18 protein-coding genes and 2 pseudogenes are annotated in these 17510 nt (G+C 71.0%); 8 read left to right on the top strand and 12 right to left on the bottom strand.

Features of this window, described 5'->3' with window-relative positions:
• The 3 genes from ACZ466_RS13420 to ACZ466_RS13410 are packed head-to-tail and all read left to right on the top strand — an operon-like array spanning position 1 to position 1435.
• A complete protein-coding gene (locus tag ACZ466_RS13420) occupies positions 1-834 on the top strand; it encodes a helix-turn-helix domain-containing protein (protein WP_378287574.1) in 834 nt (277 codons plus the stop codon).
• Positions 827-1021, top strand: coding sequence for a DUF397 domain-containing protein (locus tag ACZ466_RS13415; RefSeq protein ID WP_378287575.1), 195 nt, complete (start codon positions 827-829; stop codon positions 1019-1021). The genes ACZ466_RS13420 and ACZ466_RS13415 overlap by 8 nt, the downstream gene beginning before the upstream one ends.
• An 18-nt stretch (positions 1022-1039) precedes the next feature.
• Positions 1040-1435: a DUF6924 domain-containing protein gene (locus ACZ466_RS13410; RefSeq protein WP_378287576.1), complete on the top strand. Its 396-nt coding sequence runs from the start codon at positions 1040-1042 to the stop codon at positions 1433-1435.
• A 24-nt stretch (positions 1436-1459) separates the two neighbouring features.
• On the opposite strand, the gene ACZ466_RS13405 is transcribed toward ACZ466_RS13410, so the two are convergent.
• The gene (locus tag ACZ466_RS13405) at positions 1460-1840 is read right to left on the bottom strand and encodes an SMI1/KNR4 family protein (protein ID WP_378287577.1); all 381 of its coding nucleotides are present in this window, start codon (positions 1838-1840) and stop codon (positions 1460-1462) included.
• Positions 1841-1955: 115 nt separating this feature from the next.
• Here ACZ466_RS13405 and ACZ466_RS13400 point away from each other — a divergent pair, with 115 nt between their 5' ends.
• Together ACZ466_RS13400 and ACZ466_RS13395 are read left to right on the top strand one after the other, a co-directional pair.
• Positions 1956-2615, top strand: coding sequence for a hypothetical protein (locus tag ACZ466_RS13400; RefSeq protein ID WP_464043574.1), 660 nt, complete (start codon positions 1956-1958; stop codon positions 2613-2615).
• A 4-nt stretch (positions 2616-2619) separates the two neighbouring features.
• Complete coding sequence (locus tag ACZ466_RS13395; RefSeq protein ID WP_464043572.1) at positions 2620-2967, top strand: hypothetical protein; 348 nt, start codon at positions 2620-2622, stop codon at positions 2965-2967.
• 75 nt (positions 2968-3042) lie between these two features.
• Here the strand turns inward: ACZ466_RS13395 and ACZ466_RS13390 are convergent, their stop codons facing one another.
• Entirely contained in the window at positions 3043-3447 is a 405-nt protein-coding gene (locus ACZ466_RS13390) for a (R)-mandelonitrile lyase (protein WP_378287579.1), read from the bottom strand.
• A 15-nt stretch (positions 3448-3462) separates the two neighbouring features.
• Complete coding sequence (locus ACZ466_RS13385) at positions 3463-5370, bottom strand: aldo/keto reductase (protein WP_378287580.1); 1908 nt, start codon at positions 5368-5370, stop codon at positions 3463-3465.
• 117 nt (positions 5371-5487) lie between these two features.
• On the opposite strand from ACZ466_RS13385, the gene ACZ466_RS13380 reads away from it, so the two are divergent.
• The gene (locus ACZ466_RS13380) at positions 5488-6372 is read left to right on the top strand and encodes a helix-turn-helix transcriptional regulator (protein ID WP_378287581.1); all 885 of its coding nucleotides are present in this window, start codon (positions 5488-5490) and stop codon (positions 6370-6372) included.
• Here the strand turns inward: ACZ466_RS13380 and ACZ466_RS13375 are convergent.
• Entirely contained in the window at positions 6357-6677 is a 321-nt protein-coding gene (locus ACZ466_RS13375; protein WP_378287582.1) for an Atu4866 domain-containing protein, read from the bottom strand. The two genes, ACZ466_RS13380 and ACZ466_RS13375, sit on opposite strands and share 16 nt — an antisense overlap.
• 566 nt (positions 6678-7243) lie before the next feature.
• Here ACZ466_RS13375 and ACZ466_RS13370 point away from each other — a divergent pair.
• Positions 7244-7954: a hypothetical protein gene (locus tag ACZ466_RS13370; RefSeq protein WP_378287583.1), complete on the top strand. Its 711-nt coding sequence runs from the start codon at positions 7244-7246 to the stop codon at positions 7952-7954.
• A 232-nt stretch (positions 7955-8186) separates the two neighbouring features.
• On the opposite strand, the gene ggh is transcribed toward ACZ466_RS13370, so the two are convergent.
• From ggh to ACZ466_RS13330, 8 genes and pseudogenes are all read right to left on the bottom strand, one after another.
• The gene (gene ggh, locus ACZ466_RS13365; RefSeq protein WP_378287584.1) at positions 8187-9605 is read right to left on the bottom strand and encodes a glucosylglycerate hydrolase; all 1419 of its coding nucleotides are present in this window, start codon (positions 9603-9605) and stop codon (positions 8187-8189) included.
• Between the two features lie 225 nt (positions 9606-9830).
• Positions 9831-10895 carry an ABC transporter ATP-binding protein gene (locus tag ACZ466_RS13360; RefSeq protein WP_378287585.1) on the bottom strand — a complete coding sequence of 355 codons (1065 nt, stop codon included), beginning with the start codon at positions 10893-10895 and terminating at the stop codon, positions 9831-9833.
• A 7-nt stretch (positions 10896-10902) separates the two neighbouring features.
• Entirely contained in the window at positions 10903-11763 is an 861-nt protein-coding gene (locus ACZ466_RS13355; RefSeq protein WP_378287586.1) for a carbohydrate ABC transporter permease, read from the bottom strand.
• On the bottom strand, positions 11760-12644 hold the full coding sequence (locus ACZ466_RS13350; protein ID WP_378287587.1) for a carbohydrate ABC transporter permease: 885 nt from the start codon (positions 12642-12644) through the stop codon (positions 11760-11762). The genes ACZ466_RS13355 and ACZ466_RS13350 overlap by 4 nt, the downstream gene beginning before the upstream one ends.
• Complete coding sequence (locus ACZ466_RS13345) at positions 12644-13954, bottom strand: ABC transporter substrate-binding protein (RefSeq protein WP_378287588.1); 1311 nt, start codon at positions 13952-13954, stop codon at positions 12644-12646. Before ACZ466_RS13345 ends, ACZ466_RS13350 begins: the two co-directional genes overlap by 1 nt.
• A gap of 114 nt (positions 13955-14068) precedes the next feature.
• A complete protein-coding gene (locus ACZ466_RS13340) occupies positions 14069-15268 on the bottom strand; it encodes an ROK family transcriptional regulator (protein WP_378287589.1) in 1200 nt (399 codons plus the stop codon).
• Positions 15269-15574: 306 nt separating this feature from the next.
• A pseudogene (locus ACZ466_RS13335) lies at positions 15575-15838 on the bottom strand (MFS transporter); the annotation flags it as partial.
• A gap of 88 nt (positions 15839-15926) precedes the next feature.
• Positions 15927-16622, bottom strand: a pseudogene (locus ACZ466_RS13330) (MFS transporter); the annotation flags it as partial.
• 72 nt (positions 16623-16694) lie between these two features.
• On the opposite strand from ACZ466_RS13330, the gene ACZ466_RS13325 reads away from it, so the two are divergent.
• Entirely contained in the window at positions 16695-17501 is an 807-nt protein-coding gene (locus tag ACZ466_RS13325; protein WP_378287591.1) for an SDR family NAD(P)-dependent oxidoreductase, read from the top strand.
• Positions 17502-17510 lie beyond the last annotated feature (9 nt).

The raw sequence follows: 17510 nt of genomic DNA, 5'->3' as shown, positions 1-17510 counted from the left end.
ATGGCGACCAAGCGCACCCCCGATCAGCTCCCCAACCCCAAGTCGAGCATGTGGGCCTTCATCGCCTTCTACCTGCGCTTTCGTCGTAACCAGGCTGGCCTGTCAGGCGAAGCCATGGGACGCATCATGAAGGTCGGCAAGTCCAAGGTGTCCCGCATCGAGATCGGCCAGGAGCGGCTCGATTGGCAGGAGGCCGAGATGATCGACAAAGAATGGGACACCGGAGGCCTTTTCGGCCTCCTGGTCTGGTACGCCAGCCTCGGCCACGACCCCCAGTGGTTCGCCCAATACCTGGATCTGGAAGTGCGTGCAGGAGTCATCAGCGCCTTTGAGGCGCAGGTCGTTCCGGGCTTGCTGCAGACAGAGGATTATGCGCGAGCCTTGCTGATCTCAGGTGACGCCAACCTTGCTGATCAATTGCTGCGGGAGCGCATTGAACGTCAACTGATCTTTAACAGGGTATCCCCTCCGCACTTCACCACGATCCTCTCGCAGAACGCGCTGGAGTGGCCGATCGGAAGCCCTGAGATCATGCGAGCCCAGCTCGCTCGCCTCCTGGAATGCGCGGAACTGTCGAACTTCGTGGTCCGGGTGGTCCCTCGGAGCTGGCAGACGGGGGCCTGCCCTGGGCTGGATGGCAGTTTTGTCCGTATGTCGGGGGATGATTTCGGTGAGGTGGCCTACGCTGAGTCTCCCGAGGGTGGTCGGCTGGTCTCCGCGCCTCCTGACGTGAGAAAATTTCACGTGCGGTACGACCGGATCAGCGCGAAGGCCCTGCCCGAGGGGCCGTCAAGGGATCTGATCCGACAGGTGATGGAGGCGCTAAGTGAGTGAGTTGGTGTGGCGCAAGTCCAGCCGCAGTGGGACGCAGCAGGGAAATTGTGTCGAGCTGGCGGATCTGGAAAGCAAGGCTGTTGGTGTCCGGGACAGCAAGGCTCAGGAGGTCGGCCACCTTGCTCTTGCCCCGGCTTGCTTCAGCGATCTTGTGACGCAGATCAAGGACGGCGCGTTGGACGTCTGACCGGGTTCGGAGGCCGTCATGTTGGTGATTCGCACGGACTTTTCGGATGAGGGCCGCTGGAAGGCCGTCCGGACGGCGATCGACGAGCCCGGCGAGATCGGGTACATGTACCCGCCGGAGTTCTGGGAGCGCAGGACGTACGAAGACGCGTCGGTGGAGGGTGTCCTCGCCCGGCTCCCCGAGGCCATCGAAGACCCGTTCGTCGCCGTGGTGGACCGCACGACGATCTCATCGGTCGAGATGCCGATCCTGCTCGTGGACCTGCGGGAGTCGGACGGCCGGACGTTCCGGGTGATCCCGAGCGAGCTGCCGTCGATCGAGGTCAACCTTTCGCTGGCGAACATGGACTTCTTCGAGTTCGCCGACAGCGCCGACGGCGACGGTGTTTTCCGGGGCTTCTCCGGCCAGCGGTGAGCGCGAACCGTCCAAGGGGACGGGTCAGTTCGGCGGTGCCGGGTGGAGGGGGCGGCCGTGCAGCTCGGTCTCACCGGCGAACGTCCACCACAGCTCGCGGCCGCCGATGAGGTACGGGTGCCACACCCGTACGGCCCCGCCGGTCTCCAGCGCGTCCGCGGTCTCGGTCAGGTAGGCGCCGAGGCTGGGCCACGCGTTCGCGACGTTCCCGGCGTCGTCATGCGCTGCCGAGCCGAGCCGCCCGTATCCCGGACCCGGCCGCAGATCGATGATCTGCGAGTCACCGTCCAACTCGGCGAACGGCAGCCACAGCGGGTGCCACCATGGCTCGTCGCCCTCGTCCAGGAACTCGTCCTCCTCCACCTCCCCACAGCACATCTCCCAGTGGGCGACGATCTTGGCCACGGGCAGCGGACCGGTGTCCTGTCGTATCCGACTGTGTTGTATTCGGGGTGCGCAGGATGCACGCTAGGGTCTGCGGGGATGAACTCGGCGAGTCGGTCCTTTGTGGAGGACGCTGGTGGTGCGGTCGTCGATAGGTGGCAGAGAAGAAGAACAACGACGTCCCGACCCCGGGGACTTCTTTCCGGGAGGAAACGAGCAGCGCAAGACCAGGCTCGCCGATGCGATGCACAGAACGCTTCAAGTATCCGACCCCGAAGTCCCCAGGGCGCTTGCACGTGAAGTACTTAACGTGCTCACCGACGAGCTGGGAAGGCTGGACGGTGCCCGCGAACAGTGGGTTCGCGTCGAGAGCGACATCGTCGGGCTCACCAAGGAGATCGACGAGGAACGCGGACGTGATTTCGGTGTCGCGTTCAGCGGAACGGGCCGTGGGCTGGCAGATGCACTCCAGGCGGAGGCCCGCGCTGCTCTGGACAGGGCAAAACCTGTCCACCCAAGGTTCATCGAGGGCTATGAGGCCGGTGTGCGAGCCTTTGGTGAACGTTTGGAAGGACGCGTCGCCGAGATCCGGCGGGACGGCAGCAACGCGTTGTTTCCCACACCTGCGGACTCTGCAAGTTCGGCCCTTGGGTTCAGTAAGCCCAGCATTGAGTTGAGGCGGCTGCTCGAACTCCGCGATTCCATAGGCGATGATCGGGACGCCTGGCACATGGCGCTGGCCAAAAGGGCCGCCTCCGTCCTAGAGCATTGGGGGGGCCTACAGCGGCGTCCGTGACGGGATGCCGACGGCCATCAGGCTCATCCTCCAACTCCCAGAGCTGAATCTGCTGGATGCGGTCGTGGATTATCTCGGCGCAGCGGAGGATGAGCGCCGTGAACTCCAGCAGCGCATCGCTCACGCATGGTCTAGCGCGAGCATCGCCAAGGAGGAGATTGACTGGCGCAACGCACTCGCGAAGGAACTGCGTGACCAGGCAAGATTCACCTCGGGCGGTTCCGGGCGCGTCGGTGGTGATTTCGTCTCCGGGTTCAACCTGGCCTGCAACCGGATCACCGCGGCCCTCAACGAGCGAGCCCACCAGGTCACCGTCCCCGATTACCTGTTTCCTAACCAAGAGCAGCCCTGACGGTTTGCATTCGCGCTAGAAGAGGATCACCAGAAAGGGCGGCGATCTTTCGAGACACGGCCTCGGACCGGGGCGTCAGGCGGGGGCGTTGTACTCGGCGTCGGTGACGTGGTCGCCCCATTCGGTTTCGGGGACGCCTGGTTCGGCGGGGCCCTCCCACATGGCCAGGTGGGCCATGAAGTGGTCCGGGGCGGCGCCGTGCCAGTGCCATTCGCCGGGCGGGGTGTGGACGGTGTCGCCCGGCCGCATCACGACGATCTCGCCACCCCGGGACTGGACCAGGCCGATGCCCTCGGTGACGTGCAGGGTCTGCCCGACGGCATGGCGGTGCCAGGCGGTACGTGAGCCGGGGGCGAAGCGGACGAGGTTGACCCGCATGCGGGACGGTTCGTTACCGGCGTAGATGACGTCGAACCAGACATCGCCGGTGAACCACTCGGACGGGCCCTTGCTGGACGGGCGCTTCTGCAGGACTTCCATGGCGGATTCCTCCATTCAGCGTTCGATCATCTGCATCTGTTCCTCGTTGTGGTCGTCGCCCGCGGCCGGGGGCAGGTTATCGAGGCTGTGGATCTGGTCGGGGGTCAGCTCGACGCCGTCGGCGGCGACGTTCTCCTCCACGCGGGAGACCCGCTTGGTGCCGGGGATCGGGACGATGTGCTCGCCCTTGGCCAGTAGCCAGGCCAGGGCGACCTGCGCGGGCGTGCGGCCCGCCTCGGCGGCGATGGCCTGCACCTGGTCGGCGAGGGCCAGGTTGCGCTCGAAGTTCTCGCCCGTGAAGCGCGGGCTCGTCCTGCGCCAGTCGGTCTCGTCGAACTGCTCGGGCGAGCGGATCTGCCCGGTGAGGAAGCCGTGGCCCAGAGGTGAGTAGGGGACGAAGCCGATGCCCAGCTCGCGAACCACCGGAATCACGCGCTCCTCCACGTCCCGGGTCCACAGCGAGTACTCCGACTGGACAGCCGTGACCGGGTGGACGGCGTGGGCGCGGCGGATCGTGTCGGGCCCCGCCTCCGACAGGCCGATGTGGCCGATCTTGCCCTGCTCCACCAGCTCGGCCAGGGCGCCGACGGTCTCCTCGATCGGCGTGCCCGGGTCCACGCGGTGCTGGTAGTACAGGTCGATGTGGTCGGTGCCCAGCCGCGCGAGCGAGCCCTCGACGGCCCTGCGGACGTTGGCCGGGCTGCTGTCCAGGCGTCCCAGCTCGCCGTGCGCGTGGGAGATCATGCCGAACTTGGTGGCCAGCACGACCTGGTCGCGGCGGCCCTTGAGGGCGCGGGCGAGGAGTTCCTCGTTGAGGTAGGGCCCGTAGACCTCGGCGGTGTCGAGGAAGGTGACACCCAGCTCCAGCGCCCTGTGGATGGTGCGGATGGACTCGGCGTCGTCGCTGCCCGCCCCGGTGTAGCCGAAGGACATGCCCATGGTGCCGAGGCCGATGCGGGAGACGTCCAGGTCTCCCAGGGTGGTGTGCTTCATGGTGCGCCTCTTTTCGTCAGGAGGACTTTGAGGGCCTGGCGGCCGGCCATCACGCGGTAGCCGTCGGGCACCTGGTCCAGGCCGATCGTGGTGTCGAACACCCGGCCCGGCTCGATCCGGCCGTCCAGGATGTCGGGCAGCAGCTCCTCGATGTACGCGCGGGCCGGGGCCACCCCGCCGGTCAGGGTGATGTTGCGCAGGAGGAAAGCCCATCGGTACGGCGGGGCGCCGACCCGGCTGACCATGCCGCACCGCGCCGAACACCGTCTCGATCGCCTGCTCCAGCCCGACGCGCTCCAGCACGGTGTGCGTGCCGTCCCCGCCGGTCAGCTCCCGGACCCGCTCGACGCCCTCGGCGACCACGTCGGTCGCGCCGAAGTCACGACCCCGGCCGGTGCGGTCCTTGTGCCGTCCCATCAGGATGATCCGCTCGGCACCCGGCACCGCCGACAGGCCGACCGCGCCGTCCCCGATCACCGTGACGGTGGCGCGCGGGTTCACCCCGGCGGTCACCGCGCAGTGGTGGCCGGTGGGGAACACCTCCGACAGGGTCGGCAGCGCCGAGTCCTCGCCGACCGGCAGTTTCACCAGCGTGCCCTCGGCCTGCGGGACCCGGACCGCCTCGCCCTGGCCGCCGTCCACCCCCGGCGCGCCCCACTGGCCGCCGTGCCGGCAGGACGTCTGCAGCCCCGCACGGCAGAAATCGCAGGTGTTGTCGGCCCACACGAACGGCGCGACGACCACGTCGCCCCGTTCGAGGCCGGACACCCGCGACCCGGTGTCCTTGACCACGCCGGACGGCCACAGGTCGCTGCCGCGGATGCACGAGCGCAGCACCCGCACCAGCGCGTCGGTCGGTTCGCGCAGCACCGGGTCGGGCACGTCCTCCACCCGAACGTCACCGGCGCCGTAGATCAACGTCGCACGCAATGGACAACTCCCCTCGACCTCCACACTGCCGCGCGTGCCCGTTCGGTGACAGGCCGGGCTGTTCGGGGGTGTGAGAGGGCCCCTCACGGCCCGTCCGGTGGGTATAAGACTGGGGTCATGGCAGGTGAGAAGCACGGCGGGACGGAGCTGGGACGGTTCCTGCGGGCCCGCCGCGAGGAGGTCACGCCCGACCAGGCCGGCCTCACCGTCGGCCCCGGGCTACGCCGCACCCCTGGGCTGCGCCGCGAGGAGATCGCGACCCTCGCCGGCGTGAGCGTCGACTACTACACCCGGCTTGAACGCGGCCGCGAGGCCCGGCCCAGCCCCGCCGTCGTGGACGCCCTCGCCCGCGCCCTGCAGCTGGGCGAGCCCGAGCACGAACACCTGCTCGAACTGGCCGTCCGCGCCGCCCGCCACCTCCCCGAACGCCCGTCCGCCCCCAGCCGTACCGTCAAACCCGGCGTCAAGCTGCTGCTGGAGGGCTTGCGCCCGCATCCGACCCTCGTCCTCAGCCGCACCATGGACGTCCTGGCCGCCAACCCCGCCGGGCTGCGCCTGTACGCGGGGATGGGGGACTGGCCCGCCAAACACCGCAACCTGGCCCGCTACACCTTCCTGCACCCCACGGCCCGCACCCTGTTCGATTCCTGGAACACCCAGGTCCGGGGCTGCGTCGCCCGCCTGCGCGCCCTGGCCGGCACCGACCCCGACGCCCCCGACCTGGCCGCCCTTGTCGGCGAACTCCTCCTCAAGAGCCCCGAGTTCGCCAAGCTCTGGGAACGCTACGACGTCCGCCCCCACACCACCGGCACCAAGACCCTCCACCACCCCGACGTGGGAGACCTCACCCTCGGCTACCAGGGCATGATCCTTGAGGGCACCCCCGGCCACCGCCTCAGCGTCTACCACGCCGAGCCCGGCACCCCCGACCACGACGCCATGATCCTGCTCGACATGACCGTCGAGGACGCCGCCGAGGTCCGCTCTCATCGCTCCCGGTAGAAGACGTAACCGCCGTGGTGCAGGGTGTTCAGGTCGGCGAAGTCGCCGTCGGCCGTGAAACCGGTGTCGTCCCGGTACTCGATGTGACTGCCGTGCACCGTGTAGCTCCCGGTGTACGCGCTGCGGCGCTCCCCGCGCGCCTCGTCGTAACGCCCGTCGGGACGGAGCTCCTGGCGGATGTGCCCGTCCTTGGTCACCCACATCCCGACGTAGGGGTGCGTGTTTTGCGGGCCCGGCTTGGATGAGGCGCAGGCGGTCACCAGGACCAATCCGGCCGCCACCGTCAGCGAAGTTCTCAACGTCATGCCCCGACCCTCGCCCAACGGGAGTAGGCCAACCAGGCAGCAACGTTCCAGGGAGCGCCACACCCAGTGTCGGCATCGAGTGGCCGCGCCACTATCGCGGAGAGCCCCAGATGTACGTCCGTATGCTCATGCTCCATTCTGGATAAAACTCGCCCAAACAATTGGGCCATTGAGGTGGCGCCGCGCATCAGATGTGCCGTTTTGTCGGCAACGAGGTTACTGAAGTCCTGGTCAGGGGATGAGGAGCGCGCGGGACGGCGATGACCCTATTGTGCGCCGTCCGCGAAGCAGGTGAGGGCTGCATGCAATGACGGAAACACCGGAAAGCGGCGGCGGATCGGACGATCCACGAGAGCCGGACAGGCCTCTCAGGCCCAAGAGAGGCGCATTCCCGAGCCCCCAGTCGGAAATTGACAGGGCAGAGCCGTACATCCCGGACGGTGGCGAGGAAGACGCCGAGGAAGGGGAACCCGACACGTCGCCGGAGAGCGACAGCGAAAAGGACGAGTGACCTGGCCTGAGGCCTTCGCATCTAGCGAACTCAACTCAAGGTAAGGAGAACCCGCATGCCGAATCAAGCACTGAAACGCGGTGCGATCCCGTCGCCCCGGAGCGCGCTCGCGGCCGCGGTACCCCATGCCGCCCGCATCGGGGCGCCCCCGAACATCATGATGTATCCCCAGAAGATCTCGATGTGGGGCAACGATACGCACGGCGACTGCGTCACGGCCGAAGAAGCGTTCGCCAAGGCGTGCAACGACCCTGAGATCTTCATCTCGGACGACGAGGTCATCAGATGGGCGAAGGCACACGGTGTTCTTGAGGGCGCCACTCTCGTCGAAGTCCTGAAGGCGATGCAGGACGACGGATTCGCCGGCGCCGGCGTGACCTACGATGACGGCCCCTACTATTCCGTCGATTGGACGGATTCCCGGATCCTGCAGAGCGCCATCGCCGCGGGCCCCGTCAAGATCGCCATCGCGGCGGACCAGATCGAAGCCGCCTGGCACAGCACACACGGCGCGACGGGATGGTTCGCCACCGGGTTCAAGGAAGATGTGCACCTGGATCACTGCGTCTCGCTGTGCGGCTACGGCTCCCTTTCCTGGCTGGCGCAACAGCTCAATGTCGACGTCCCCGCGGGAATCGACGGGTCGAAGCCGGGCTATGGAATGTTCACGTGGAACTCGATCGGGATCATCGACCAGCCTTCCCTGAGCGCCATCACGGGCGAGGCGTGGCTCCGGCAGCCCACCACGGTGACGAAGTCCGGCTGAACCATCGTGCAGCCGAGGAGCAGTGCCGCGGCACGTTCGCGGCACTGCTTCTTGCGGAGGCTTCAGGACCGCTGTGATCACGGCACGAGCCAGAGCGCCTGCGACCGCAAGGACGGCGAGTTGCAGCGGCGCGGCGTGGCAGGCTGACCCGGCCGGGGCCATCGCCGCCTTCCGGATCGCCGGACCTGGCACAGATCCGGGAGTCGCTCGACGAGGTCAGGGCCGTGGTTGGTCAGTCGGCTAGGGCCAGGTCCAGGGCTACGGCGGCCGTCCAGGACTGGGGGCGGGCGCCCAGGGGCTCGCCCGTGAAGGGGTGGTAGTACTCGGCGAACAGGCCGTCGGAGAGCTGGTCGAGGGCGGAGGCGCGCAGGACGGCCGCGGCCTCGGGCTCGCCGGAGCGTTCGAGGCCCCAGATCAGCAGCCAGGTCATCGGGGGCCACTGCGGGCCGCGCCAGTAGCGGGCCGGGTCGAACGCGGGCGAGGACGGGCTGGTGCTGGGCGGCAGCGCCACCGCCAGGCCGGGGTGGCCGCACCAGTCGGGGGAGAACAGCGCGTTCACGAGGCCGCGGCGCCGGGATTCCGAGAGGCCGCCGCACAGCAGCGGGGCGAAGCCCGCGATGGTCTTGGTGCGCAGGACGCGGCCGGTGCGCAGGTCGAGGTCGGTGGCGAAGCCGTCGTCGCCGATGGTCGAGGCGACGCCGCGGCGGAACCGCTCGGCCTGGGCGATCAGCTCGTCGCCGCCGGGCAGCGCGAGCTCGTCGGCCACGGAGGCCAGTTCCCCGGCCGCGGCGGCGAAGATCGCGCTGGCGAACACGTCGGCGACCAGGAAGCTCAGCGTCTCGCGGGCGCGGGCGTCGTCGTAGCGGGCCTGCCGCAGTTCCTCGATCAGCCACTGGTAGCGGGCGTAGTCGCCGTCGGTGGGACGCTGCGCGGCGGCGCCGCCGACCGAGTCGAGCGCGTGCACGTCCGCACGCCGGAACGGGACGAACGCCTTGGCCGGGACGACGGCCGCGTAGGGGACGTCCCAGCGGGGCGAGTTGTCCAGCCCGCTCTCCCAGCCGTGGTAGATCGTCAGCAGCCCGCGGCGGTCGGGGTCGCGGTACTCGGCCAGGTAGCGGTGCCAGGCCAGCAGCCGGGGCCACAGGGCGCGGATCCGGTCGGCGGCGGCGCGCCGCTCGACCGGGCCGGCGCGGCGGGCCGAGTCGAGCACGCGGCGCACCGCGATGCCGTGGATCGGCGGCTGCATCAGGCCGCTGGTGGCCGGGCCCCCGGGGGCGTCGGCGGAGATCTCGCCGCAGGCCCACCGCTTGGGGCCCGGCTCGTAGGAGGCGTCCCCGTCGGAGAAGACGATGTGCGGGATCTTCCCGTTGCGCCACTGGGCGGAGAGCAGCGTCTCCAGCTCGGTCAGTGCGCGGTCGGTGGACAGCCGGGCCAGGCCGATGGCGATGAACGCGGCGTCCCAGCTCCACATGTGCGGGTAAAGGCCCGGGGCGGCGACGGTGAGGCGGCCGCGGTCGTTGCCGCGCAGCGCGTAGGCCGCCCTGGCCGCGGTCTCGACGTTGGTGAGCGCGCGAGGCTGCGGCCTGGCGACCCTCTGCAGCTGTGGTCGAGGGCCGAGGTGAGGGACCTCGGTCGAGGGGGTTGCAGTCACGAAACTCCTACTTCGTCCGTAGAATCGGACACTTTGTCCGCGACGACGGACATAGTCTCGCGTACGGGTCCCCGGGTGCAAGGGCAGGGACCGTAACCCGGACGTAACACCTATGCAACATACCTGCCAGGGAGGGCCGCGGACAGGGGTGGCGGAGGCCGGTGACGCGAGTCTTGCCCAATAGTTGGCAAAGCCAGTGTGACCTGCGGCTTCATCGGGGTAGGACTAGGAGATCACCCGGCCGGTGCGGGGGTCGTACAGGCTCATCCGGTCGGGGCGGGGCCGCAGCCGGATCCGGTCACCCGTCGCGATCCTGAAATCGGCCGGGACCTGCACCTTGAGCCGCTGCCCGCCCACCAGCGCGGTGATCAAAGTGGCGCTGCCGAGCGGCTCGACCACCTCGGCGGTCGCCTGGAGCGCGCCCTCTCCGGTGCCGGTCTCCGCGGTGATCGTCTCGGCCCGGACGCCGACCAGGACCTGCCCGGACGGCTCCCACGACGGGGGCGCCGCGATCCGCTGCCCCTCGATCACGATGCCGTCCCCGTCCAGGACGGCCTCCAGGAAGTTCATCGGCGGGCTGCCGAGGAAGCCGCCCACGAACACCGAGGCGGGCGCGTCGTACACCTCCAGCGGGGCCCCGGCCTGGACGATCTCGCCCTCGTTCATGACCGCGACCCGTTCCCCCAGCGACAGCGCCTCCACCTGGTCGTGCGTCACGTACACGCAGGTGGTGCCCAGGTCCGAGAGCAGCTTCTTCAGCTCGGCCCGGAACTGGAGCCGCAGGAGCGCGTCCAGGTTGGACAGCGGCTCGTCCATGAGCAGCACGTCCGGCTCCATCACGATCGCGCGGGCGACCGCGACGCGCTGCCGCTGCCCGCCCGACAGCTGGGCGGGGTAGCGGTCCAGGAGGTCCTCCAGGCGGAGCAGCCCGGCGGCCCACTTCACCTTGGACTCGATCTCCGGCTTGGCCGCTTTGCGCATCGCGAGACCGAAACCGATGTTCTGGGCGACCGTGCGGTGCGGGAAGACGGCGTAGGACTGGAACACCATCGACAGGTTCCGCTCGCGGGGCGGCCGGTCGGTGATGTCGGCGCCGCCGATCCTGATCGTGCCCGCGTCCGGGGACTCCAGGCCCGCGATCATCCGCAGCAGCGTCGTCTTGCCGCACCCGGAGGGCCCCAGCAGCACCAGCAGCTCCCCGTCCGCCACGGTCGCGGAGACCGCCCGGACGGCGGGACGCCCGCCGCCGGGATAGGTCTTCTCCAGCCCGGTGATCTCGACCTCGGCCATGATCCCCCTAACGGAGCGTGGTGCCCCACATGTTCAGCAGGTAGCGGCGCATGACGAAGATGAACAGCAGGGCCGGGACGACCAGCGCGAACCCCCCGGCGAAGCGGAAGGCCAGCGGGCTCCACTGGAGCGACCCGAGCACCTGCGCGGGCAGCGTCCGGTGGGTCAGGGTCAGCACGGCGGCGCCCAGGATCTCGTTCCACGACAGGACGAAGGTGAACACGGCCGCCGCGGCCATCCCCGGCAGCGCCAGCGGCGCCACGACCTGCCGGAACGCCTGGAGCGGCGTGCAGCCGAACACCAGCGCCGCCTCCTCCACGTCCTGCGGCACCGAGACGAAGATGCTCGCCGTGATCAGGACGGTGGTCGGCAGCGCCAGCGCCGTGTGCAGCAGCGTCACCGCCAGGACGGTGTCCGACACGTTGATCGTGATGAACAGCCGGGCCAGCGGCACCGACAGCACCACGATCGGCAGCGCCCGCGTGAACAGCAGGAACAGCTGGTAGGAGTCGCGGCCCCCGAAGACGAACCGGGCCAGCGCGTACCCGGCCGGGACGCCCAGCGCCAGCGACAGCAGCACCGTGAACAGGCCGACGAGCAAGCTGTTGAGCAGCGCCGGCACCACGCCGGTGCTGGTCAGGAACGCGTTCATCGTCTCCGTCGACACGCTGGTCGGCAGGAACGACTTCGGGTACTCGTTCAGCGCGGCCGGGGACGAGAACGCGGCGAGGGTGATCAGGTACATCGGCGCGACCATGAACAGCGAGATCGCGACGCACGCCGCCTGCACCAGGGCGCGGTTCCGGCGGGCGCGGCGGCCGCGCCGGGCGGGCCGGGCCGGTGGCGGGCGCTCCCGCGCGGCCGTCACCGGGCGCCCCGGACGACGTCGGGCTGCCGCAGCGTCCGCAGGTACACCACGGCCGTGAACATCGACACCACCAGGATCACCAGGCCCACCGCCGCGGCGACGTAGGGGTTCTGCAGGTTGACGTACCACTCGTAGGTCTCGCCGATCAGCAGCGGGAAGCCGCGCCCGGTGAGGGCCTGCGCCACCGCGAACGCCTGGAGCGCCAGGATCGTCCGCAGGATCAGCGCGACCTGGATGCTGGGGCGCAGCAGCGGCAGCGTGACGTGCCGCAGCCGCTGCCACGGCGTCGCGCCGAAGACCTGCGCGGCCTCGTCGTACTCCTTGGGGATCACGCTGAGCCCGCCGACCAGGATCACGAACACCAGCGAGGTCGCCCGCCACAGCTCGGCCAGCACGACCGCCAGCAGCATCGTCCCCGGGTTCCGGTACGACAGCCAGCCGTGGCCCGTGCCGCCGAGCGCCTCGATCGCGGAGTTGAGGTACCCCTGGTCGGCGAAGACGGCCAGCCACACCAGCCCGGCCGCCAGGTCGGAGATCGCCAGCGGCACGGCCCACAGGTAGAAGTACAGGCCGGACAGGCGGGGCCGCTCGCGCAGCAGCAGCGCCATCGCGATCGCCAGCGCGAACTGCACGGGCAGGACGATCACGATGAGCAGGACGGTGTTGCGGACGGCGGGCCAGAAGGCCGGGTCCTCGACCATCCGGCGGAAGCTCTCCAGGCCGAACCCCGTGCCGGTGGACGGGTCGCGCAGCGCCGTCGCGACGCCCTGCACCAGCGGCCAGGCGAACAGCGCCAGCATGAACAGCGCGGACGGGACGAGCAGCAGGTAGGGCGTGGGCAGCCGCGGGAACCGGCCCGGGGTCTCGGCGCGACCCGCCATCACGCGACCCGGCACGTGCGGCCGCCGCTGTCGGGGTCGGGGCGCCAGCAGGGGGCCCGCGCGCCGTCCAGCAGCTCCTGGATCACCTTCGCCTGCTTGCCGAGGGTGGCGCGGATGTCGTCCCCGTCCAGCACGATGCTGGTGAAGGTGTTGCGGAACGCGGCGCTCATCTCACCGTCCTGGGTGCCGAGCCGGGCCGGGGGCAGGGCCAGCAGGCCGTGCCGCTGCTGGAGGTCGACCGCGCGGGCCTCGAGCCGCACCCCGATGGGCAGGTCGCGGGGGATCGGGGTCTTCACGGCGGGGAAGAAGGCGTTCTGGCGCAGCACGTCGAGCTGGACCTCGGGCCTGGAGAGGGCCTCGATGAGCTTCTTGCCCTCGGACCGCCTGGGGGCGCCCTTGGGGATGGCCAGGCCCGCCAGGACGCTCATGTACCCGCGTCCCTTGGGGCCCGCGGGGCTGGGGACCATCAGGTAGTCGTTCGGGGCGGCGGCCGGGGCGCCCGCCAGCCGGGCGACGTGGTCCCAGGCGACCTGCACCTGTCCTGAGGTGAGGGGCTCCTGCATGAACTCGAACGTGGTGCTGGCCGGGACCATGTACGTCCACAGCTCCCGGACGTACTCCCACATCCGCACCGCGTCGTCGCTGCGGAAGGTGGTGATCTGGCCGCCGGTGAAGGACGGGTAGAGGTGCCCTTGGACGAACCGGTGCAGCAGCCCTTTCGGCCCGCCCGGCAGCCCGAACACGGGCCTGCCGTTCTTCGCGCGGGCCTCCTTGGCCCAGGCGAGGAACTGGTCGTAGGTGAGGTTGTTGACGTCCGCGCCAGGGGGAAGGTGCTCCAGGGCCTTCTTGTTGACCGCGAGGATGTAGGTGGCCTGCATCCAGGGGATGAAGTACGTCTTGTCCGTACCGAACCTGGCCAGCTCCAGCATGTCGCGCGTGTAGCCGTTGCCGGAGAGTCTGGCGGCCACGTCGGACAGGTCTTCCAGGCGGTCGGGCGCGAACTGCGCCAGCTCCCCGTAGAGCGCCCCGATGACCCCCGTGCCGACCCGCCCGCTCTCTACCTCCGTGGACACCCGGGTGGCGAACGCGGACGGCTCGGCCGGGACGAACGACGCCCCGGGCGCGGCCTTCCGCAGCACGCTCCGGAACCGCTGCGCCTCCTCCACGGCGATGAACTGGCTGGAGAGGAACACCAGCTTGCCGCCGCCGCCCCCGGTGGTGTCGAACCCGAAGCACCCCGACAGCAGCGGGGCGGCTCCGGCCGCCGCACCGGTCACGAGACCGGCGCGCAGCACGGATCGGCGGGTCATGGCACCGCCGGTCGGGGTCGGGGGCGGGGTCGAAGGAGTGGACGCATGGTCGGGAGCCGCGGCCATGGAGATCGTCGTACCCCGGCGCGGCGGGTCGTACGCCCCGTCCGGGCGTCAACCGGAGGGGAGCCGCCGCTCCGCGATCCGGGCGTCGACCGCCTCGGCCGCCAGCACCCGGTCCACCACCATCGACGCCGCGCCGATCACCCCGGCCCGCTCGCCCAGCCGGCCCTCGGAGATCCGCAGCCCGCGGGTGGAGCGGTACTGGGCGACCTGGTAGACGACCTCCCGGATGCCCGACAGCAGATGCTCCCCGGTGCGGGCCAGCCCGCCCGAGATCACCAGCACCCCGGGATTGGTCACGCTCACCAGCGTGGCGAGGACCTCGCCGAGCACCCGCCCGGCCTCCCGCGTGCGGTGGACGGCCGCCGGGTCGCCGGCCTCGACCAGCCGGACGACGTCGGCGGTCTCCCGCACCGGGCCCGCCGCCTCGCCCAGCTCGCGCGCCAGCTCCCGGGCCAGCGCGGCGCCGCTGGCGACGGCGGCCAGGCAGCCGCGCGAGCCGCACACGCAGACGACCTCGTCGTACCCGCGCAGCCGGATGTGCCCGATCTCGCCGGCCGCGCCGCCCGCGCCGTGCAGCACCCGGCCCTCCTCCACGATCCCGGCGCCGATGCCGGTGCCGACCTTGACCAGCACCAGCGTGGAGGAGTCGTCGTCGATCGCGGTGAACTCGCCGAGCGCCATCATGTTGGCGTCGTTGTCGGCCACGACCGGGCCGGGGAACTGCCCGGCCAGCGCCGCCACGATGTCGTGGTCGTGCCAGCCCGCCAGGATCGGGGTGGGGATCACCCGCCCGGTGCGCCGGTCGATCGGGCAGGGCAGGCCGACGCCGACGCCGCACACCTCCGCGGTCGACCGTCCCGCCTCGGCCAGCAGCGTGTGGAACCGGGACGTCGCCCAGGCCAGCGTGGGCTCCGGGCCGTCGGCCACGTTCAGCCGCCCGGCGGACTCGGCGAGGGTGCGGCCGGCCAGGTCGACGACGGCGGCGCGGCCGTGCGTGGCGCCCAGGTGCGCGGCCAGCACCACCGCCGAGCCCTCGTCGATCCGCAGCAGGTTGGGCCGCCGCCCGCCGGTGGAGACGTCGACCCCGCCCTCCCGCAGGTAGCCGGCGCTGACCAGCTGCTCGACCCGCTGCGCGACGGTGGACCGGGCCATCCCGGTGAGCTCCATGAGGTCACGGCGGGTCCGGGCCCGCCCCTGCCGGACCAGTTGCAGCAGCTGCCCGGCCGAGGGTGCGCTGACCTGCGGCATATCGCCCACTCCACTTCCTCCAATGATCGCCGCGCGGCCCGGTCCGGCGGCTGGGGTGGGTGCACGACATCGTACGGGGGGACGCGCCCCGGCGGGCGGGACCGGGCATCCCCACCGAGGATCATGAGCCCGGCCCGGACGGCAGGCGCCGGGCGGCGACACCGGCCCAGCCGAGGCCGAGCGCGGACGCGAACAGCACCCCGCCCGCCCCGGTGCCCGCCGCCGGCAGCCCCGCCACGCTCGGATGAGGATCTGGCCGGTCCGGTTGCCCGCCAGCCGCAGCGACATCGCCCGCCCGCGCAGCCCCGGCGGCGCCGACTCCGCCAGCCACGAAATGGTGAGCGGCTGTCCCGCGCCCATCCCGAACCCGACCGCGACCAGCAGCGCGCCGATCGCCCACGCGGGCAGCGGGACCGCCACCAGCGCCAGCGCGACCGCCGCGCCCGTCGTGCTCGTGACGAGCACCGCCCGCCGCCCGAACGCGGCGGTGAGCCGTCCCAGGAAGAACCGCGACCCCATCGACGCCAGCCCGCGGACGGTCAGGAACGCCCCGACCGTCCCCGACGACAGGCCCCGCTCGGCGCCCAGCGCGGGCAGGTAAGCGCTGGGCGCGGCGGCACAGCGTGATGTCCAGCGTGGCGAGGACGACGCAGCTGGTCAGCAGTGCCCGCCGCAGGCCGGGGGTCCGCAGGAGGGTCCGCACCCCGCCCTCGGCGGCGCGGGAGCCTCCGGTCCGCGCGTGGCCGCTGCCCGCCAGCAGCGCGCTCAGCACCACCAGCGCCGCGGCGATCCCGGTCGTCCAGGCGAAGATCGCGGTGGTGTCCGGGATCGCCCGCGCCCCGCCGAACAGCGCGATCAGCGCGGGCCCGGCGGCCTGCCCGAGCGAGGCCGCGAAGGTGTAGTGGCCGAAGGCGGTGTCGTACGACCCGCGCCCCGCCGTGTTGGCCACCAGCGCCTGCTGCCCCACCACGCAGCCCAGATGGCCGGTGCCGAGCAGCATGCTCGCCGCCAGCAGGCCGCCGACCGTGCCGCCGAGCACCAGGAACGCCAGCGAGGCGGCGGTCAGCAGCAGCGCGCCGCCGACCATGACCCGACGCTCGCCGACCCGGTCCACCAGCCGTCCCGCGGGCAGCGCCAGCACCAGCGGCGCGATCGCGAAGCTCGCCGCCAGCGCCCCCAGCACCGCGGGCGGCACCTGCAACTCCAGCGCCCGGTAGGTCATCGTGGGCCGCAGCACGAACGTGAGCAGCTGCGTGATCACCGAATGCGCCAGCAGGATCGCCGTCCGCGCCCGCGGCCCGCGCGGGACCGGCACCACCTCGCACCTCCCTCGTTGCCGGACAAAACGGATCATGCCCATCGCAACCTCCGCCGCGGTGCCGGGGTTCAGCGCGGTGAGATCGTCCCCGAGAGAAAAGAGCCGACCATGGACCTGCGTCTCACCGGCAAGGTCGCCGTCGTCACCGGAGCCTCCAAGGGCATCGGGCTGGCCGTCGCCCGCACCCTCCTGGACGAGGGCGCCCGAGTCGCCGCCGCGTCCCGCACCACCGGGCCCGGCCTGGACGCCCTCGCCGGCCCCGGCCTGCTGCACGTCCCCGTCGACCTCATGGACCCCGCCGCGCCCGGCCAGGTCGTCGAACGCGCCGTCCAGCACTTCGGCGGCCTCGACATCCTGGTCAACAACGCCGGCGGCCCCCCGCCCGGCGCCACCCTGCCCCGCTTCGGATTCATGACGCCCACCGACGACGACTGGCGGGACATGTTCGAGTTCAACCTGTTCTCGGCCGTCCGCGCCATCCGCGCCGCCATTCCCCACCTGCTCGCCCGCGGCGGCGGCTCCATCATCAACGTCTCCAGCGTCAACGCCCGCCACCCCGCCCCGATGAACGTCGACTACAACGCCGCCAAGGCCGGCATGAACAACCTCACCAAGGGGCTGTCGGAGGAGTACGGACCGCAGGGCATCCGCGTCAACAGCGTCTCGCCCGGCCCCGTCCGCACCGACTGGTGGACCAAGGACGGGGGCGCCGCCGACATCATCGGCGCCCAGGCCGGCGCCGGCCGCGCCGCCGTCATCGACAAGGTCGCCCCGGAGATGATGGCGCTCACCACCGGCCGCCTGGCCGACCCCCAGGAGATCGCCGACGCCGTCGCCCTGCTGGCCTCCCCGCGCTCCGCCAGCACCACCGGCGCCGACATCGTCGTCGACTCCGGGTTCCTCAAGGAGCTGTGAACCCCCGCC

Source organism: Actinomadura rugatobispora (assembly GCF_055379765.1).
The sequence above is the reverse complement of the archived record's forward strand: the minus strand, read 5'-3'. Positions and strand labels throughout refer to the sequence as shown.